Below are 16,712 nucleotides of genomic sequence, written 5' to 3'. Positions count from 1 at the left end.
GGCATGCGAAGGCTGTGCCAGACATGTGTGCAGTGCGGGAAACGCGCGCGCGGCCCGCTGGCACAAGGGAATGGCGCCGGGCCGCCGGGCCGCCGGCAAATTGCGCGGATGTAATTTCTACACGGGTAGCGCAGTGGTCAGGGCAGCTTTGGCCGATGGGGATGAACGTGCGCGTCGCGGCGGGTGCGGACAGGACGGAAGCCGTGCGAGCAGGCAGCGGCGGCGGTGCATGCGGGCCAGCCCGCGAGAGTGGCGCGACTCAGCTCGCGCGGTACACGTCGAGCCGGTTGTAGAGCGTCTTGAGGCTGATGCCGAGCGCCTTGGCCGCCTGGCGCTTGTCGCCATCGAAGCGGGCCAGCGTGGCCAGGATGATCTCGCGTTGGGTATCGGCCAGCGTGGTGCCCACGCGCACGTTGACCACCCCGTCGACCGTGGTCGGTCGCGGCGGCTGGTTGGCAAGGTTGGGGTTGCCGATCTCGACCACCTTGTCGGCGAGGATATACGCGCGGTAGACCGAGTTCTTCAGCTCGCGCACGTTGCCGGGCCAGTCGTAGCGCGTGAGCCGCTCGAGCGTGCCGGCCGAAAAGGTCTTGTCGGTCTGCTCCATCGCGTTGAACTCGGCGAGGAAGTGCCGGGCCAGCGGCACGATATCCTCGGGCCGCTCCCGCAGTGGCGGGATGTGCAACGGAAAGACCGCCAGACGATACAGCAGGTCCTCGCGCAGGTAGCCATTGCGTACCGCATCCATCGGATCGCGGTTGGTGGCTGCCAGGATGCGCACATCGCTCACCAGCAGGGTGTCGCCGCCCACTCGCTGGAAAGTCCGGCTTTCCAGGACCCGCAGCAGCTTGATCTGCATCTCGAGCGGCATTTCAGTCACTTCGTCGAGAAACAGCGTGCCACCCTGGGCCTGCTCGAAATAGCCGGCCTTCTGGTCCAGCGCACCGGTAAAGCCACCTTTCTCGTGACCGAACAGCTCCGATTCGATCAGGGTCGGCGCGATCGCGCCGCAGTTCACCGCGACGAAGGGTCCGGCGCGCCGCGCGCTGCGGTCATGGACGGCGCGCGCGACCACCTCCTTGCCGCTGCCGGATTCGCCGACGGCGAGCATGGTCACATCGGTGCCCGCCACGCGATTCAGCTGACCGAGCAGGCGCTGCATGGCGGGCGAGGTCGATTCCCAGAGCAGGGAGACCTGGCCTGGCACGGCGCGGCGAACCGTCGCGCGGGCTTCGCGGGGCGGGGGAGCGGCGGGGCGGGCCGTAGGGCTGGTGACGGTAGTGGACACGGATCTCGTAATGTCGGCTGGACCGGCGCGCCGCGCATCTCTGCCACAGTCTTCTGCCACAGTCGCCGCCACAGAGGCGCCACAGAGGCGCCACAGAGGCGCCAAGGCCGCCCGTCATGCCGTAAGGCGCGGGCGCGGCAGGGCAGGCAGTGGCGTGTGGAAGCGTGCGGAACGTGGGCGCAATCGCATCGGCATTGGTGGATGATGGTTCTTATGCTATCTGTTGGAACAGCCAGTGGCTACCGCCGCGGCGGCGGTCGCGGCAAGGTCCGACAGCCGTGTCAGACGGACACCGGCATCTCATGCCGGAGGGCGCCGTTACACTTCCTGTTACATTCCGCCGTGCGCCCCCGCCGCCCCCAACGCCCACTCCCTGGAGACCATGCCACATATTCTGATCGTTGACGACGACGAGAACGCTTGCGCAGCGCTGGCCGAGATTGTCGCGATCGAGGGCTTTTCTTCGGCGACCGCGGGCAATCTGCGCGAAGCGCGCCTGCAGATCGGCTGGCGCATGCCCGATGCCGTGCTGGCCGACCTGCGCCTGCCCGATGGCAGCGGCATGGAGCTGTTTAGCGAGGTCAGTTCGGCCGGCGTCGAGGTCATCCTGACCACCGGCTACGCCAGCGTGGAAAGCGCCGTCGAGGCGCTGCGCATGGGCGCGACCGACTATCTGGTCAAGCCGATCAACGTCACGCGGCTGCAGGCGGTCCTCAAGCGGATCGCCACTACCGGCGAGCTCAAGGCCGAAATCCATTCGTTGCGCGGCGAACTGCGTCGCTATGGCCGCTTTGGCCGTCTGCTCGGCAGTTCCGAGGCGATGCAGGCCGTCTACGACCAGCTGAGCAAGGTCGGCCCGACCGAAGCCACCGTGCTGCTGATCGGTGAATCCGGCACGGGCAAGGAACTGGCCGCGCAGACCGTGCACGAGCTGTCATCGCGGCGCCGCCAGCCGTTCCTGGCCGTCAACTGCGGCGCGATTTCGCCGACGCTGATCGAATCCGAAATGTTCGGCCACGAACGAGGCAGCTTTACCGGCGCCGACCGCCAGCACAAGGGTTACTTCGAGCGCGCCGACGGCGGCACGCTGTTCCTCGACGAGATTACCGAGATGCCGCTCGAGCTGCAGGTCAAGCTGCTGCGCGTGCTGGAGACCGGTACCTTCATGCGCGTGGGGACCAACCGCGAGTGTCACGCCGACGTGCGCGTGCTGGCGGCCACCAACCGCAATCCCGAGGAAGCCGTGGCCGACGGCAAGCTGCGCGCCGACCTGTACCACCGCCTCAATGTCTTCCCGATCGAGTTGCCGCCGCTGCGCGTGCGTGGCGACGACGTCGTGCAGATCGCCAACACCATGCTCGAACAGCTCAATGCCGAGCAGGGTACGCAGCGGCGCTTCTCGGCCGGGGTACTGGAAAGCCTGCGCATGCATTCGTGGCCGGGCAACGTGCGCGAACTGCGCAACTTTGTCCAGCGCGCATACATCCTGGCCGACCAGGATGTGATCACCGAAGTACAGATTCCGCTGCAGGTTGCGGCCACGCCGTCGCCGGGCACCGCCGTGGTGTCGGTGCCGGTCGGCATGTCGCTGGCCGAAGCGGACCGCCAGCTCATCTTCGCCACCCTGGAGCAGTGCGCCGGGGTCAAGAAGCACGCGGCGGAAATTTTGGGTATCAGTTTGAAGACCTTATACAACCGTCTGGAAGACTATGCCGCCAAGGGCGAGCTGCCGGAGTGGCTGCGCGCATCCCGCAATGGCGAGAGCAGCCCGCCAGCGGCATGACAACGAGAAGAATTCGATGGTGCAGCCGGCCCCGCACGCCCGAACGGCGCACGGTTCTTGCATGGCGGACATCGCTCGCGGGAACCGCATCACTCAATGGGCTGACACGCACGGACAAATGATGGCCGACGCACCGATTCCATCCCGACCGGACATCTCGTCCGGCGCTGCCGCGGGGAGCGCCCCGGCCCCCGTCGAGAGCGCCGCGGAGATCTCCACGCTGATCGAGCAGGCCGCGCACGATCTGCGCTCCTCGCTCAACGCCATCCAGAGCTGGAGCTATGTGCTCGACCGCTCGGTCGAGTCGCTGCCGGCGCCGGCCCAGCGCGCGCTCGAAGGCATGCGTTCGGGCATGCAACAGCAGCTCGCGCTGATCGAGGAAATGGAGGAGGCGGTACGCCTGCTCATCGACGATAGCGCCTCGGGCTGGGAGACCACCGACCTGCGCGTGGCGGCGGAGAACGCGATTACCGACAAGCGTGCCGCCGCCGAGGCGCGCGGCGTGCTGCTGCAGCCGCTGGCGTGCGAGATCGCGGGCGGCGACGACTTCGTCGTCGAGGGCGATGCGCTGCGCCTGGCGCCGTTGCTGCGGCATCTGCTGATCCACTGCGTCTGGCGCGCGCCGGCCGGCGGCACGGTCACCGTGCACCTGACCGCCGAAGCCAATTTCGTCAAGCTGCGCATTTCCGAGAGCCAGCCGGTGGACCGCTCCCGCGGCGCGGGCCGCCTGGCCACGCTCACCGACTTCTTCGGCAGGCGGGTGCCGACCGATGGCACGCCCACGCCACGCCAGAGTACCGCGCTGCTGCTCACGCGCCGCATCGTCGAGCTGCAGGGCGCCGAATTGACCGCGGAAAACGTCAACTGCGATGCGGACAGTGTGACCGTTTGCATCGCGGTGCGCTTTCCCCGCCAGCACGTCTGATCTCCCCCCTGTTGTGCCGGTCGGCCCGCGGTCGACCGGGGCGCTGCCCGGCGTGCCCCGCGGCCGGTCGTTGTCCGTCTCCCTCGCCCCCTCCCTCGCCCTCCCTGTCCCCCCGCCGTCTCGCTCCCACCCGCCGCATGCCCCCTCCGCATGCCTGGCCGCCGCGTTCATGGCATTTCTTACCGGCGCCGGCACAAACTGCACAGCGCCCGTGTGTGCAGGGCGCGCGCGTGCGCGCCACGGCTTCCGTGCGAATCTGGCGCGCAGTTTGCATGACGACCGGTTGAGCCGTGGTGGCTCCAGACCAGATACATATACCCGCAGGAGAGAACGCCATGCAAAAAGCCCACGCTTCCGCACAGGCCGGCAAGGGATCGCAACAGCCCTCGGCAACGTCCCGTGACAAGACCTCGGGATCGAAGTCTTCCGGTGCCGGCCACGACAAGAAGGACGACACCTATCAATCCGCCGTCGACGAATCGCTCGACATGACGTTCCCGGCCAGCGATCCGATCTCGCCGGGGGCGGCCGCGCATGCCGAGAAGCAGACCCAGACGCGGCGCGACGACGTCGACTGGACGCTCAAGCCCGGCAGCGAACACCAGCCCCCGGGCGAGAAGCCGGCCGCCGCACGCAAGGGCACTACCGGCAAGGGCGCCACCGATAAGGCCGGTAGCGCCGGCAAGAGCGGCAAGAGCGGCAAGAAACCTTGACTCCTTGAATACGGAGCGAAAAGATGTCTACGATCATCGCAGGACGATTCCAAACCTTCGACCGTGCCGAGACCACCGCCAACCGCATGATGGCGCAGGGGTTCCGGCAGGATGACCTCAACATGTTCTACGTCAATCCGCCCGGCCAGCACGGCGCCTACCCGATCGGCGGCGACCGTGCGACCGATCCCGCCGCGCGGCAGACCGGCAAGGGTGCCGGTCGCGGCCTGATGCTGGGCGCCGCCGTGGGGGCGGGCGTCGGGGTCTGCGTGTGCGCGGCACTGCGTGCCTGGACGGCGGCGCCGGTGCAGACCTGGCTGCTGGTGCTGATTCTCGCCATCGCCACCGGCCTGGGCGCCTATCTCGGTTCGCTGGTCGGCGCGCTGGCCAGGACCAGTACCGAGCCGCGCGACCCGCGCACGGGCGAGCCGCGCGTTCGCAACGCCGGCGTGCTGCTGGCCGCGCACGTGACGCCGGACACCACCGAGCTGGCGGCGGAACTGCTGCGCAAGGGCGGTGCCGAGGAAGTGGAGCGCGCGGAAGGCGAGTGGCGCGATGGACGTTGGGAGGACTTCGATCCGCTCGCGCCGCCGCGCCCTGCCCAGGCGCGCGCGGATGCGCCGCGCTGAGCCTGCCGTTTGTTGCAGTCGGTGCGCTGAAGTCAGATGATGTCGGTGAAGCGTGCCGATGTGCGTTGAGGTGTGCCTGACCCGTTCGATGACCGTTGCATTCACGTCGTATCAAGGAGAAAAGTCGTGATCAATCCCAATGAACCGCAAACGCCCCCGGGCACTCCGCCGCGCGGCGCGGCCATCATCGGCGGCGCGGACCAGAACCCGTCGGGGTGCGGCCCATTCGTGATGGCTTCGGACACGCTGGAAGGCAACCGGGTGGTCGACCCCTCGGGGCAGGAGATCGGCACCATCGACCACATCATGCTCGACGTGCTGGGCGGCCGCATTGCCTATGCGGTGCTGGCGATGGGTGGCTTCCTCGGCATCGGCGAGAAGCTCCATGCGCTGCCGTGGTCGGCACTCACGCTCGACACGCGCCGCAAATGCTTTGTGCTCGGGGTGGAGAAGGATCGCCTCAAGGCCGCGCCAGGCTTTGACAAGGAGCATTGGCCGACCATGGCCAACTCGCAATGGGCCACCAGCATCCACGAGTACTACGGCATCTCGCCGTACTGGGAATCGGATCGCTACGATCCGTGGGCCTGAGGCCCGCGCGCGGGTGACGGTGCGGCCGGGCGGGCCTTACGCCCCCCGGCCGCATCGTCGCATCATCCCGTCATACCTTGTGATTGATCTGGCCCGACGGCTTTTCCGACGGGTCGGCGCGCATGCCGCTCGCGCGCGGCTGGCCCGGCGGTTCATCGGGTGGCGGCACGCGTGTCGTCAGCTGGTTCGATACGCCCAGCACGCCGGGAGGCGTCGCCGCGGCCTTCTCCAGCCGCTGCGAGAGGTCGATGTCCTCGACTCGTCCGGTCAAGGTGACGCGGCGGTCGGCCACATGTACGGCGACCGTATCCGGCATGTCGCCGCCGCAGACTTCGGCGATACAGGTGCCCACGCGTTCGCGCAGCATTTCGTCTTCGTCATCTGGCATGGTGGTTTCTCGTCGAGTTGGGTGTGCCTTCACCGTAGCACGTACCATGCCGTCCGCCCAGTCTTGCGGCGCGCCACTGCAGGACCTGGGCCATGTAGGACACCGCCCGCTAACTTTCGGCGAGGCCGCTTCGTAGAATCCGATCAGTGCCATCCCGAGGGAGCGCTGTCATGCACACCCCATCCCATTCCCATCCCCCCGCGCCCCGGCGCGTGGAATCCGCTTCCGTCGGCCGCCCGCGCCATCGGCTCATGCACCTGTTCGACCGGTTTGCCGGCAGCGCCACGCGGCATGCGGGGTCACCGGTGGCCTTCACGCTTGCCGTGCTGGTGGTGGCGGCATGGGCGCTTACCGGGCCCATGTTCGATTACTCGGAGACGTGGCAACTGGTGATCAATACCGGCACCACCATCGTGACGTTCCTGATGGTGTTCCTGATCCAGCAGAGTCAGAACAAGGATTCGGTCGCCGTACACCTCAAGCTCAACGAGTTGCTGGCATCGCATCGCGAGGCCAGCAATCACCTGGTCTCGATCGAGGATCTCGACGAGGAGGAATTGCGCCAGCTGGTCAAGTTCTACCGGCACCTCGCCGACCTCGCGGACCAGGAGGGCGACGTCTCCGTCAGCCACTCGCTCGATGAGGCGGACGAGATTCACGCCATCAAGACGCAGGCGCGGCACGAGCGCGGTCGGGCCCGGCACTGAGCGTGGCACTGAGCGCGGCGGCTGGCATGTTCTTCGCGGTGATTTCTCTCGTGGCAATACCTGCGCGGCAAACAGCGGGAGCAAAGGAAAACAGCCGATAAGAGCGGCAAAGAAGGGGGGTAAAAAGAGGGGTAAAGCGCGGTAGAGGTATCCCGGTGTCTCGCGCCGACCGCGCGACACCGGCAACGATGCAGTGCTTGGCAGGCCTTCGAGACAGGAGCGCACCTTGGCGACCACCGCAATACCAGACGCAGTAGCAGTCATCGCACCCGAGCCCGACGCACGCGGCGTCCAGGTCGTCGCCTATGGGCGCGCGGACTGCGACGATCCCGCCAGCCACCAGGGCGCCACGCTGGCGGAAGTTGCGCGGCGCGTGGCGGCCATCGGCGGCTATACCTTTGCCGGGCTCTACGACGCGGCCGTCCACCGCGCGGGCGAGGGCCGTTTTTACTTCGTGCCCGCCCACACACTGGTCGGTCTCGACTGCGCGCGGCAACTCGGCATCGCCAGTCTTGCCGACCTGTTTGGTGGCGTGGTGCCCCACGCATTCGTGGGTACCAAGGTCATCTCACACGGTCTCGTGCGTCCCGATGCCACGGCGCCGCAGGGCTGGAGCGAGGACTTTGCCCGGCGCGTGCGGCATTGCGTGTTGCCTGGCTATACGGCCTTCACCCCCGACGATGCACTGGCGGCGGGGCGGGCGATGCTGCGCGACGGCGTCGTGCGCGTCAAGGAGCCGTGCGGCATCGGCGGACTCGGCCAGCATGTGGTGGCCAGCGAAGCCGAACTGGTGGCCGCCATCGGCGCGCTCGACCCGCGGGCGATCGCGGAAGAAGGCATCGTCCTGGAGCGGAACCTCGACGACGTGACCACCTTCAGTGTTGGCCAGGTCGAGATTGGCGAACTGCGCGCGAGCTACTGCGGCACGCAGTCGCTGACGCGCAATCATGCGGGCGAGATGGTGTACGGCGGCTCCACGCTCCGCGCCGTGCGCGGTACGCTGGAAGACCTGCTGGCGTATCCGCTGGAGAGTCACCTGCGCGATGCGGTGCGCGCGGCCATCGATTATCACGCGGCCGCGGTCGCCTGCTTCCCCGGCATGCTGGTGTCGCGCTGCAACTACGATGTGGCGATGGGCACGGATGGGGGGCAGCGCCGGCTCGGCGTGCTGGAGCAGTCGTGGCGCGTGGGTGGCGCCACTGGCGCGGAGCTTGCGGTACTGGCCGCCTTCCGCGACGATCCGCGCTGTCATCGCGCTACCGCGAGCACGCGCGAGGTCTATGGGAACCAGGTGCCGATCCCGGCGGGCGCCGACGTGTATTTCTCTGGCGAGGACAGAAACGTCGGCCCCCTGGTCAAGTACGCAATTCTGGAGTCGAGATCCGATGGCAACACATGAGGAATCCGTACAGATCCATACCGATGAAGGTGCCATCGCGGGCACCCTGATCATGCCCGCCACCAAGCTGCCCGGCGTGCTGTTCGTGCACGGCTGGGGTGGCAGCCAGCAACAGTATCTGGCGCGCGCACGCGAAGTGGCGGGTCTCGGCTGCGTCTGCATGACGTTCGACCTGACCGGGCACGCCGGTACCTCCGCGCAGTACGAGACGGTCAGCCGCATGCGCAACCTGGCCGACGTGCTGGCGGCGTACGACGTGCTGGTGCGGCATCCCGAGGTCGATCGCAACGCGATCGCGGTGGTGGGAAGTTCCTACGGCGGCTACCTGGCGGCCGTGTTGTGCGAATTGCGTCCGGTACGCTGGATGGCGTTGCGCGCGCCGGCGCTGTACATGGACAGCGGCTGGGATTCACCCAAGCGGCAGCTCCACAAGGACCAGGATCTCGTGGCCTATCGCCGCAAGGTGGTCATGCCCGACACCAATCGCGCGCTGCGCGCATGCACCAACTTCAAGGGCGATGTGCTGGTGGTTTCGTCCGAGCATGACGTGATCGTGCCCAAGACCGCGGTACTGAGTTACGTCGATGCGTGCGTGCAGGCGTCGTCCATCACGTATCGCGAACTGAAGGGCGCCGACCACGGCCTGTCGACCGAGGATAACCAGCGCGCCTACGGCAGGCTGCTGGTGGGGTGGCTGCGCGAGATGGTGACCGAGGCGCGCACCGGTCCGCCGGTGCCGGCCCGGCAATCCAAGCCGTCCAACACTTCTGCCGGCACGTCCGCCAGCGGCGCGTCGGCGCTGGCGGCCTCAACGGCCAGGCCAGGGTCGTCCGGCATCGTGGGCGTGCCTGGCGCGGCGGACGGCGGTCTCGCACCCGACGAGGCGCCCGCACCGCCAGCGGCGTCCGACGACGACGAGAACGATCCGCAGGTGATCGCGGCCTCGGCGCCGCGCGCGGCGGAATGATGGCGGTGTGGCCGCGCGCGCCGTCTCAGCGTACGGCATCCACGATGCTGGCCGTGACGCGCTGTTCCATCTCGTGCCCTGCCTTGAGGTGCTCGCGCAGCATGGGCAACAGCCGGTCGGCATAGGCGCGCAGCGCGGGATCCTTGCCGCGGGTGGCCTGGTTCTGGAACAGCAGCACGGCCTGCTCGTGCGCATCCACGGCCACGGTACGGATATACGCTTCCTCGAACTGTGGCGGCTTGAGCGAGCGCAGCCGCGCGAGTTCGGGCGCCTCGGGCACACGCTTCTGCGGCGTCACGCCTTGTTCGCGCGCAAGCTTGCGCAATGCCTCGGCGGCCGCGCCGTGGTCCTTCACCATGCGGCGCGCAAACGCCGTGACCTTCGGATCGCTGGACACCTGCAGCGCCAGCTCGCTGGCGGCCACTTCCATCTCGCTGGCCATGATCGCTTCGTCGACAAAGCGCAGGTCGTCGGTGGAGAGTGACGTGGTGGGCGGTTTGGTCGGGGCGGGATTGGGTGGTACGCGCGATTCGCCCGGCGCCGGTGCGATGGCCTGGGCCGGAACGAACGCCGATGGTTGGGCAAAGGCGGAGACAAACGCAGACGCCAACGTGGACGCCAGGGCAATGCCGGCCGCGAGGCCCGGCAGCCGGCGGCCCGTGTGCAATCCCGTCTGCCGTGACATGTCATTTTGGTTCGGCTTCATGGTGAATGCTCCTTGCGGCGACACAGGACGGGAACCCGCCCTGACCGGCGCAAGAAGCATTCCCGGCCGCTTTGTACGAAATGCGCGCGCGCCGGGCGCGGCCCCTTTTCTGCACCGGGCGCGCGTAAAACATGCAACAGCGGGGCCCGAGGCAGACTGCCGGCCCCGACGCGGCCGGATGACCCGAGCGGTGCGATGGCACAGGAAGCCGGCGTGCCGGCATCGTCCCCCGCGTTTCACGCCGTGGCACGAGACCTGCATGGAGCGCCCGCATGGCCACCTCCTCACCCGTCCGCCTGCGTCATGTCGACGACACCGAGCCCGGCATCCTGCGCAAGCGGGCCGGCACCGGCTTCTACTATGTCGATGCCGACGGCAAGCGGGTGGAAGACGCGGCCACGCTGGCGCGCATCGAAGCGCTGGTCATCCCGCCGGCCTACGAGTCGGTATGGATCTGTGCGGATCCGCTCGGCCATCTGCAGGCGACCGGGCGCGACGCGCGGGGGCGCAAGCAATACCGCTATCACGAGGACTGGACCGCGCTGCGCGACACCGACAAGTACGCGCGCCTGATGGCGTTCGGTCATGCCTTGCCGCGCCTGCGTGGCCGCGTGGCGCGCGATCTGCGCCGTAACGGCATGCCGCGCGAAAAGATCCTGGCGGCGGTGGTGACGCTGCTCGACGCCACCCTGGTACGCGTGGGAACACCGCGCTACGCCAAGCAGAACCGCACCTATGGGCTCACCACGCTGCATCGCCGCCACGTGGCCATACGCGGCAGCCGACTGCGCTTCCAGTTCACCGGCAAGAGCGGCATTACGCACGATGTGTCGGTCAACGATGCGCGTCTGGCGCGCATCGTGCGCAACTGTGCCGACCTGCCGGGACAGCGGCTCTTCAAGTACAAGGATGCCGAGGGCGGCTACCGCGAAGTGGGCTCCGCCGATGTCAACGCGTACCTGCAGGAAGTGACCGGCGGCGAATTCACGGCCAAGGACTTTCGCACCTGGGCCGGCAGCGTCCACGCGCTGGCATTGTTGCGCAAGACCGTGGCCGATAGCGAGACCGCCCGCAAGAAGGCGGTGGCGGCGGTAATCAAGGAGGTGGCGCAGCGCCTGCGCAATACCGTCGCGGTCTGCCGCAAATGCTACGTTCATCCGGACGTGCTGACCGGCTTTATGGCCGACACGCTGCAGGCCCTGCCGGGTGCGCGCACAGGCTTGCGGCTGCGGGCCGACGAAGCGCGCCTGCTGGCGCTGCTCGAGGCCACCGCCGCACCGCAACTCACCGCACGCAAGGCAGCGTAGCACCGGCCCGGAGAGGCGATGGCGGAGCTTGCGGCAATGGCGGAGCTTGCGGCGATGGCGGAGTCAGCGCGGGGGTACGTGCCCGCGCAGATCTGCTTTCGCAGTGTGGCCTCACGCATCCGGCATGGCAATTGCATCCATGAGGGCGGAGGACATCGCGTGGTGCTGCGGCAGGTTCGTAGCGCGGATGCTGTAGCTGCAGCCCCGCGGTGACCAATTCAGGCAAAACATCAAAACAATTCGTAGTACGAGGCCATTGTGGAACCAGCCGTTATCCCTTGCCCCCAGGCAGAAAGCAGCTGCCGGGCAACGGAATCTCCGGAAGCGTTGCAGGCTTCCGCCTCTGCTCAGCCCGCCCGCCTGCATCGTCTCGCCACTCTGCCACACCAGGGCAGTCGCGGCGTGCGTGCGCTGCGTGGCGCCGATTTGCGCCAGACCCGTGTCCTGCTCCATGCGCTTTGTTCGATGCGCCTGGAGTTGAGCGCGCAGCGCGCGCCGTGGTGCGCACTCACGCTGGAGAGCCGGCGCACCGCAACCATGGCGCTGTGGCAGAACCGTCCGCGTGAAATCTTTACGCGGCCCGATGTCGAAAGCGGCATCGAGGCACGGCTCGACGCCGCCTTTGTCCATGCGCATGCGGGCTGCGCGCGCGAGGCAGCCAGTGAACTCAAACGTGCCTACCTGCTGCTGTGCTGCGTGCTGACGCACGCGCGCGACGAGGCACGGGCCGGACGCGGGGGACGCTAGGGACGCTACGGCAGCGGCCCGCCTTACGGTGAAGGGCGCGCGCAAGCGCACCTGCCGGTCCGGTGCATCGACGGTCCTACCGGTGCCGCACGCGTGCCGGATGCGGGCCGATATAGCCGGGCAGCCGGCGCGCCTTCGGGCTCAGCGCCAGCTTCACGCCACGCGCCAGGGCCACCGCAAACGCATGATGAGAATCGAGCGGGCCGTCGATTTCGCGGCGGAAGAAATCGGCCCAGCGGAAATCGGGATAGGCCGTCTTGACCTTGCGATAGCCGCCGGCCAGTTGCACGAATGCCTCCAGGCTGCGATACGGATCGTCGCGCATGCCATGGATATCGTCGGGGAGCGCCTTCAGCGGTTGGCGCCGGCCATGCTCGTCGTACGGATGGACCAGGTGGTGCTTGACCATATCGAGCCAGAACGCGCGCCACGACAGGTGGCTCAGGTCCGCGCGCACGAGCGCGGGCACCGTGGCAATGCCCATCTCGTGCCACGCGCGCACCCAGTGATGATGATCCACGACGAACGGAATATGTCCGGGCCCCAGCACGATGTGGATCTGATGGCGGTCCAGGAAGGCCCATAGCCGCTCGCGTGGCACGCGCCGCGTGACATGCATTTTCTGGGCGACGTGGTAGGCCCCGACGGTGATTTGCGTCGGCCGCAACTGGTCCACCGGTACGCGCAGCCGCGCGCCCGCTTTCAGTCGGAGCGCCATACGTCGGAGCGCCATACGTCGGAGTGCCATACGTCGGGGCGCCTTACGTCGGGGCGCCTTACGTCGGGGCGCCTTACGTAATACGCCGCACGTAACACGTACCGCGCCGCTCAGCTGAGATTGAGCGTGCGTTCGGACGGATCGCTGCCGGCGGCGCCCACGCGAATGCGGTTCTCGACGTCCATGACGCCGTAGACATCGGCGGCGCTCTCTTCCGCCAGACGTTTCTGTCGGCGGTCCGTCACGGTGCCGCCCAGCGTGACGACACCGTTCGCCATGTGCACCGTGAGATCGGAGGCATCGAGATCCGGATTCAGGGCCAGGCGCTCGCACACGTCACCGAGCACGCGGTCATCGGCGCGCTGGTAATTGCGCGGACCCTGCGGCTTTCCGGCGCGCGTGCCGGCATACCCTTGCGGACGCGTGGGATGCGCGCGATAGCCGGGATCGCCGGGATAGACCCGCTGCGCGCCGTTGAACGATTGCCCGCCGCGCCCGCTGTCGCCGAAATAGCCGCCGCCGTAGCTGGGCTGGCCGCCGCGCTGCGCGCGGTCGCGCTCCATGCGCATGCGCCAGTTTTCCGGCGTGTCTTCCGCATTGCCGGTGGGATCGTAGCCGCCGTACTGCATCGTGTCGCGGCCGCTGTAGGGATTGCCGAGGCGATGGTTGGGCATGTCTTTCTCCTTGACCTGTCTCAGGGACACCCGCACGTCGATGACGGCGCCGGCAGGCACGGGCCAGCCGGACAACGTGCAGATGACCGCCCATCCCGTGCAAAAAGCATGCCCCGGCGGTGGGGTGGGATCGGTGTCGGGCGATGGCAGCTTTCGCACGCTCCTCCGTGTCGCCGAAGTGCAATCGTTGCCACAGCTTGTAACGCGGCTTGTAACCGTTACTCAGGCATTCGCCTCGGCGTGCCGCCGCGGGCACGGTGTAGTGGGGCGTGCCGTGCGGCATGGAATTTGCGCGAAGGTCCATGACATCCCGAACATGAATCAGCGCGAGATCGACATGGCAACGCCCAAGAAAATCCCTCCGCAACACCAGGAACGCCAACCGGGGCGCGAAAGCGAGATGACACCCAGGCCTGACAGCGGCGCCGACGACTATGTCGGCAGCGGCCGGCTGGCCGGCAAGCGCGCGCTGGTGACCGGCGGCGACAGTGGCATTGGCCGCGCCATCGCGGTGGCCTTTGCGCGCGAAGGCGCCGACGTCGCCATCGCCTATCTCGACGAGCACGAGGACGCGCAGGAAACCGTGCGGCTGGTCGAGGCGGCCGGGGGCCAGGCGCTGGCCATCGCCGGCGACCTCGGCGAGGTGGGCCACGCGGAGGCCGTGGTGCGCCAGGTGCTCGAACGCTTTGGCGAACTCGATATCCTCGTCAACAATGCGGCGGAGCAGCATCCACGCGAATCGCTCGAGGACATCGACACCGGGCAGCTCGACGCGACGTTCCGCACCAACGTCTTCGCGATGTTCCATGTCACGCGTGCGGCCTTGCCGCATTTGCGCGACCGTGGCTCGATTCTCAATACGACCTCGGTCACGGCCTATCGCGGCAGCGCACACCTGCTCGACTATTCCGCCACCAAGGGCGCCATTGTCGCGTTCACACGCTCGCTGGCGCTGCAGATCGTCAAACGCGGTATCCGCGTCAACGGCGTGGCGCCGGGACCGATCTGGACGCCGCTGATTCCGTCGACATTCTCGGCGGAAGAGGTCGAGGCGTTCGGCAAGAAGACGCCGATGGGCCGGCCCGGACAGCCTTATGAAGTGGCCGCGGGCTACGTGTTCCTGGCTTCGGACGCGGCGAGCTATATCACCGGTCAGATCCTGCATATCAACGGCGGGGAGGTGGTGAATGCCTGACGGCCGCCCATTCGCCTGCGCCAGATCGACCACCTGTCTTGCATCATCATCGAGGGAGCCATCATGTCATCGATCGTAGCTGGACGCTTTGCATCCGTCGCGGACGCCGAGGAAGTCGCGCGCAAGCTGTACGCGCGTGGATTCTCGGTCTGGGACGTCTCGATCATGTCGCTGGCCGGCGACGGCCCGCGCGGCAGCGGCGTATTGCTTGCGGCGCGGGCCAAGGGCGATCGCCGCGACGAAGCGGCGGACGTCCTGCAGGAGGGCGGCGCCGCCGACCTGGAAAGCGCCAGCGGCAAATGGGAGGGCGGCCAGTGGATCGATTTCGATGCGGGGTCGAAGCCGTCGCTGATGGAGGCGCCGGGCGGGGGAATGCTGGCCCGCGCCCGCATCTGGCGGCGCTCACGCCGGGCATCCCGAGTCGCAGCATGGGCAGGGCAATGCGGCGGGCGCCGAGCGCCCGCCCCATGCCGGGCCGGTGGCGCAGGAGGCGGTGGCGGTGGAGAGCACCGGTAACGAAGACCCTGGCAGCGAGCTTGAGCATTTTGTCGATCGCCAGGTCGCAAGCCACAGCTGAGGCCGGCGATGGCGCGCCATCGGATGGCGGACCTGGCGACGCTGCGTCCCACGCAGCTGACGCTCGGCTTCTACCAGGTCCAGCACAAGATGGATGTCACGCGGCGCAAGCTCGGTGGCGCGCGCCAGGGCGGACGCGACGAGGCGGGCCCCGATCCGTCCGCGGCATCGCCGGGCGGGTCGCGCGGCGAGCTGCGCAAGTTCCTGCGCGAACATCGCATCCGCACCATTCGCGGTCCGGGAGGCGCGCTCTATATCAGCGACCACCATCACTGGGCGCGCGCCTGGCTGGAGCTTGGCTGGCACCGTGCGCCGGTCAGCGTCGACGCCGATCTGAGCGATCTCGACCCTGACAGCTTCTGGCAGCGCATGGCCGCGCTCGGGCACGTGAACGTCTACGACGAGCACGGCAAGAAGGGCGATGTCGCGCAGTTGCCTCCGACCCTGATGGGCATGCGCGACGACCCTTATCGCAGCCTCGCGGCCTTTACGCGCGACGCCGGGGCCTATCGCAAGCCCGGCAATGCCTACGGCGATTTCACCTGGACCCGCTTCCTCCACCGGCACGTGGCCGAGGATATGCACAGCGTGGCGGGATTCGCGCGCGCGCTGGCGCTATCGATCAGCCTCGCGCGCAGCCGCAAGGCGCGCAAGCTGCCGGGGTATATCGGACCTTGCGAAGGGGCCGCTTAATGAGGGGCGCTTAATGAGGGCCGCTTAATGAGGGCCGCTTAATGGGCGCTGTTTTAATGGGGGCCGTTGTGGGGGCCGCTTAGTGGGCTGCACCGGTGGGCTGCACCGGTGTGGCCGCATCAGTAGGCCCCTGCAGGCGGGCCCTGGCATGCAAAGCGCCCCGCGCAGCCGCGTGCGCAACGCGGCGACGGGGCCACGGGGCATCAACCCGCACGACGTACCACCGTGCCGTGCGGGAGGGCGCTCAACGCTTGGACTTGTGCTGCGGTTTGCCCTTCTGCGTGGTGTGCGCCATGTCGTGCAGTTCCTTCTCGCTCATGGACTTGTACATCGAGCGCGACGCGCCCTTGAGTGCGCCGGCCTTCTTGTCGCCACGCTTGGCGGACAGCGCCGCGCCGGCGGCCATCTGCTGGGCTTTCGACTTTGCAGGCATGAGGATCTCCTTGGCTATATGCGTCCCAGTACCACCAGCAGCACGACGATCACGACGATGAGTCCCAGTCCGCCGCTCGGCCAGTAACCCCAACCCGAGCTATACGGCCACGCCGGTAGCGCGCCGATCAGCAGCAGAATCAGGATGATCAGAAGAATGGTGCCGATTCCCATGAATTGCTCCTTTGTTCTCGTGGATGGCGTGACATCGCCATTGCACTTTCAGGGTAGAACAGGGGAATGCCAGGCAGAGGCGGGGCCGGACTGATATCGC

At 67.7% G+C, this 16,712-nt stretch carries 21 protein-coding genes; 13 read left to right on the top strand and 8 right to left on the bottom strand.

Annotation, left to right across the window (positions count from 1 at the left end; genetic code table 11):
• Positions 1–259 precede the first annotated feature (259 nt).
• On the bottom strand, positions 260–1,288 hold the full coding sequence (locus DFLDMN_RS27700) for a sigma-54 interaction domain-containing protein (RefSeq protein WP_423198944.1): 1,029 nt from the start codon (positions 1,286–1,288) through the stop codon (positions 260–262).
• A gap of 382 nt (positions 1,289–1,670) precedes the next feature.
• Between DFLDMN_RS27700 and DFLDMN_RS27695 the strand changes: the two genes are divergently transcribed.
• The 5 genes from DFLDMN_RS27695 (at position 1,671) to DFLDMN_RS27675 (ending at position 5,929) form a co-directional block, all read left to right on the top strand.
• On the top strand, positions 1,671–3,071 hold the full coding sequence (locus tag DFLDMN_RS27695) for a sigma-54-dependent transcriptional regulator (protein WP_423198943.1): 1,401 nt from the start codon (positions 1,671–1,673) through the stop codon (positions 3,069–3,071).
• A gap of 118 nt (positions 3,072–3,189) precedes the next feature.
• Positions 3,190–3,996, top strand: coding sequence for a sensor histidine kinase (locus DFLDMN_RS27690; RefSeq protein WP_423198942.1), 807 nt, complete (start codon positions 3,190–3,192; stop codon positions 3,994–3,996).
• 335 nt (positions 3,997–4,331) lie between these two features.
• Complete coding sequence (locus DFLDMN_RS27685) at positions 4,332–4,709, top strand: hypothetical protein (protein ID WP_423198941.1); 378 nt, start codon at positions 4,332–4,334, stop codon at positions 4,707–4,709.
• A gap of 23 nt (positions 4,710–4,732) precedes the next feature.
• On the top strand, positions 4,733–5,338 hold the full coding sequence (locus DFLDMN_RS27680; protein ID WP_423198940.1) for a hypothetical protein: 606 nt from the start codon (positions 4,733–4,735) through the stop codon (positions 5,336–5,338).
• Between the two features lie 129 nt (positions 5,339–5,467).
• A complete protein-coding gene (locus DFLDMN_RS27675; protein ID WP_423200595.1) occupies positions 5,468–5,929 on the top strand; it encodes a PRC-barrel domain-containing protein in 462 nt (153 codons plus the stop codon).
• Positions 5,930–5,999: 70 nt separating this feature from the next.
• Here DFLDMN_RS27675 and DFLDMN_RS27670 read toward each other — a convergent pair whose 3' ends face one another.
• Complete coding sequence (locus tag DFLDMN_RS27670) at positions 6,000–6,317, bottom strand: BON domain-containing protein (protein ID WP_423198939.1); 318 nt, start codon at positions 6,315–6,317, stop codon at positions 6,000–6,002.
• Between the two features lie 170 nt (positions 6,318–6,487).
• On the opposite strand from DFLDMN_RS27670, the gene DFLDMN_RS27665 reads away from it, so the two are divergent.
• The 3 genes from DFLDMN_RS27665 to DFLDMN_RS27655 all read left to right on the top strand — a co-directional run bounded on the left by DFLDMN_RS27665 (position 6,488) and on the right by DFLDMN_RS27655 (position 9,390).
• Positions 6,488–7,024 carry a low affinity iron permease family protein gene (locus DFLDMN_RS27665; RefSeq protein WP_423198938.1) on the top strand — a complete coding sequence of 179 codons (537 nt, stop codon included), beginning with the start codon at positions 6,488–6,490 and terminating at the stop codon, positions 7,022–7,024.
• Between the two features lie 226 nt (positions 7,025–7,250).
• The gene (locus tag DFLDMN_RS27660) at positions 7,251–8,423 is read left to right on the top strand and encodes a DUF3182 family protein (protein WP_423198937.1); all 1,173 of its coding nucleotides are present in this window, start codon (positions 7,251–7,253) and stop codon (positions 8,421–8,423) included.
• A complete protein-coding gene (locus tag DFLDMN_RS27655) occupies positions 8,410–9,390 on the top strand; it encodes an alpha/beta hydrolase family protein (protein ID WP_423198936.1) in 981 nt (326 codons plus the stop codon). The genes DFLDMN_RS27660 and DFLDMN_RS27655 overlap by 14 nt, the downstream gene beginning before the upstream one ends.
• 25 nt (positions 9,391–9,415) lie before the next feature.
• Here DFLDMN_RS27655 and DFLDMN_RS27650 read toward each other — a convergent pair whose 3' ends face one another.
• Complete coding sequence (locus DFLDMN_RS27650) at positions 9,416–10,096, bottom strand: DUF4142 domain-containing protein (RefSeq protein WP_423198935.1); 681 nt, start codon at positions 10,094–10,096, stop codon at positions 9,416–9,418.
• Positions 10,097–10,368: 272 nt separating this feature from the next.
• Between DFLDMN_RS27650 and DFLDMN_RS27645 the strand changes: the two genes are divergently transcribed.
• Positions 10,369–11,403 carry a DNA topoisomerase IB gene (locus tag DFLDMN_RS27645; protein WP_423198934.1) on the top strand — a complete coding sequence of 345 codons (1,035 nt, stop codon included), beginning with the start codon at positions 10,369–10,371 and terminating at the stop codon, positions 11,401–11,403.
• A 111-nt stretch (positions 11,404–11,514) separates the two neighbouring features.
• Here DFLDMN_RS27645 and DFLDMN_RS27640 read toward each other — a convergent pair whose 3' ends face one another.
• Positions 11,515–11,856 carry a hypothetical protein gene (locus DFLDMN_RS27640; RefSeq protein WP_423198933.1) on the bottom strand — a complete coding sequence of 114 codons (342 nt, stop codon included), beginning with the start codon at positions 11,854–11,856 and terminating at the stop codon, positions 11,515–11,517.
• Between the two features lie 12 nt (positions 11,857–11,868).
• On the opposite strand from DFLDMN_RS27640, the gene DFLDMN_RS27635 reads away from it, so the two are divergent.
• Complete coding sequence (locus DFLDMN_RS27635; RefSeq protein ID WP_423198932.1) at positions 11,869–12,150, top strand: hypothetical protein; 282 nt, start codon at positions 11,869–11,871, stop codon at positions 12,148–12,150.
• A 76-nt stretch (positions 12,151–12,226) separates the two neighbouring features.
• Here the strand turns inward: DFLDMN_RS27635 and DFLDMN_RS27630 are convergent, their stop codons facing one another.
• Positions 12,227–12,868 carry a ParB-like protein gene (locus DFLDMN_RS27630; protein ID WP_423198931.1) on the bottom strand — a complete coding sequence of 214 codons (642 nt, stop codon included), beginning with the start codon at positions 12,866–12,868 and terminating at the stop codon, positions 12,227–12,229.
• Between the two features lie 110 nt (positions 12,869–12,978).
• Positions 12,979–13,542, bottom strand: a complete 564-nt coding sequence (locus tag DFLDMN_RS27625) for a BON domain-containing protein (protein ID WP_423198930.1) — start codon at positions 13,540–13,542, stop codon at positions 12,979–12,981.
• A gap of 337 nt (positions 13,543–13,879) precedes the next feature.
• Here DFLDMN_RS27625 and DFLDMN_RS27620 point away from each other — a divergent pair, with 337 nt between their 5' ends.
• From DFLDMN_RS27620 to DFLDMN_RS27610, 3 genes are all read left to right on the top strand, one after another.
• A complete protein-coding gene (locus DFLDMN_RS27620; protein ID WP_423200594.1) occupies positions 13,880–14,737 on the top strand; it encodes an SDR family oxidoreductase in 858 nt (285 codons plus the stop codon).
• 63 nt (positions 14,738–14,800) lie between these two features.
• A complete protein-coding gene (locus DFLDMN_RS27615) occupies positions 14,801–15,253 on the top strand; it encodes a hypothetical protein (RefSeq protein WP_423198929.1) in 453 nt (150 codons plus the stop codon).
• Between the two features lie 69 nt (positions 15,254–15,322).
• Positions 15,323–16,006: a ParB-like protein gene (locus tag DFLDMN_RS27610; RefSeq protein WP_423198928.1), complete on the top strand. Its 684-nt coding sequence runs from the start codon at positions 15,323–15,325 to the stop codon at positions 16,004–16,006.
• A gap of 244 nt (positions 16,007–16,250) precedes the next feature.
• Here DFLDMN_RS27610 and DFLDMN_RS27605 read toward each other — a convergent pair whose 3' ends face one another.
• Positions 16,251–16,439, bottom strand: coding sequence for a DUF3008 family protein (locus DFLDMN_RS27605; protein WP_423198927.1), 189 nt, complete (start codon positions 16,437–16,439; stop codon positions 16,251–16,253).
• A 14-nt stretch (positions 16,440–16,453) separates the two neighbouring features.
• Entirely contained in the window at positions 16,454–16,612 is a 159-nt protein-coding gene (locus DFLDMN_RS27600; protein WP_423198926.1) for a DUF3309 family protein, read from the bottom strand.
• Positions 16,613–16,712: the final 100 nt, after the last annotated feature.

Source organism: Cupriavidus sp. H19C3 (genome assembly GCF_049393815.1).
In the GTDB taxonomy this organism is placed as follows: domain Bacteria; phylum Pseudomonadota; class Gammaproteobacteria; order Burkholderiales; family Burkholderiaceae; genus Cupriavidus.
Note: the sequence above shows the minus strand (reverse complement) of the source record. Positions and strands in the feature narration are given on the sequence as shown.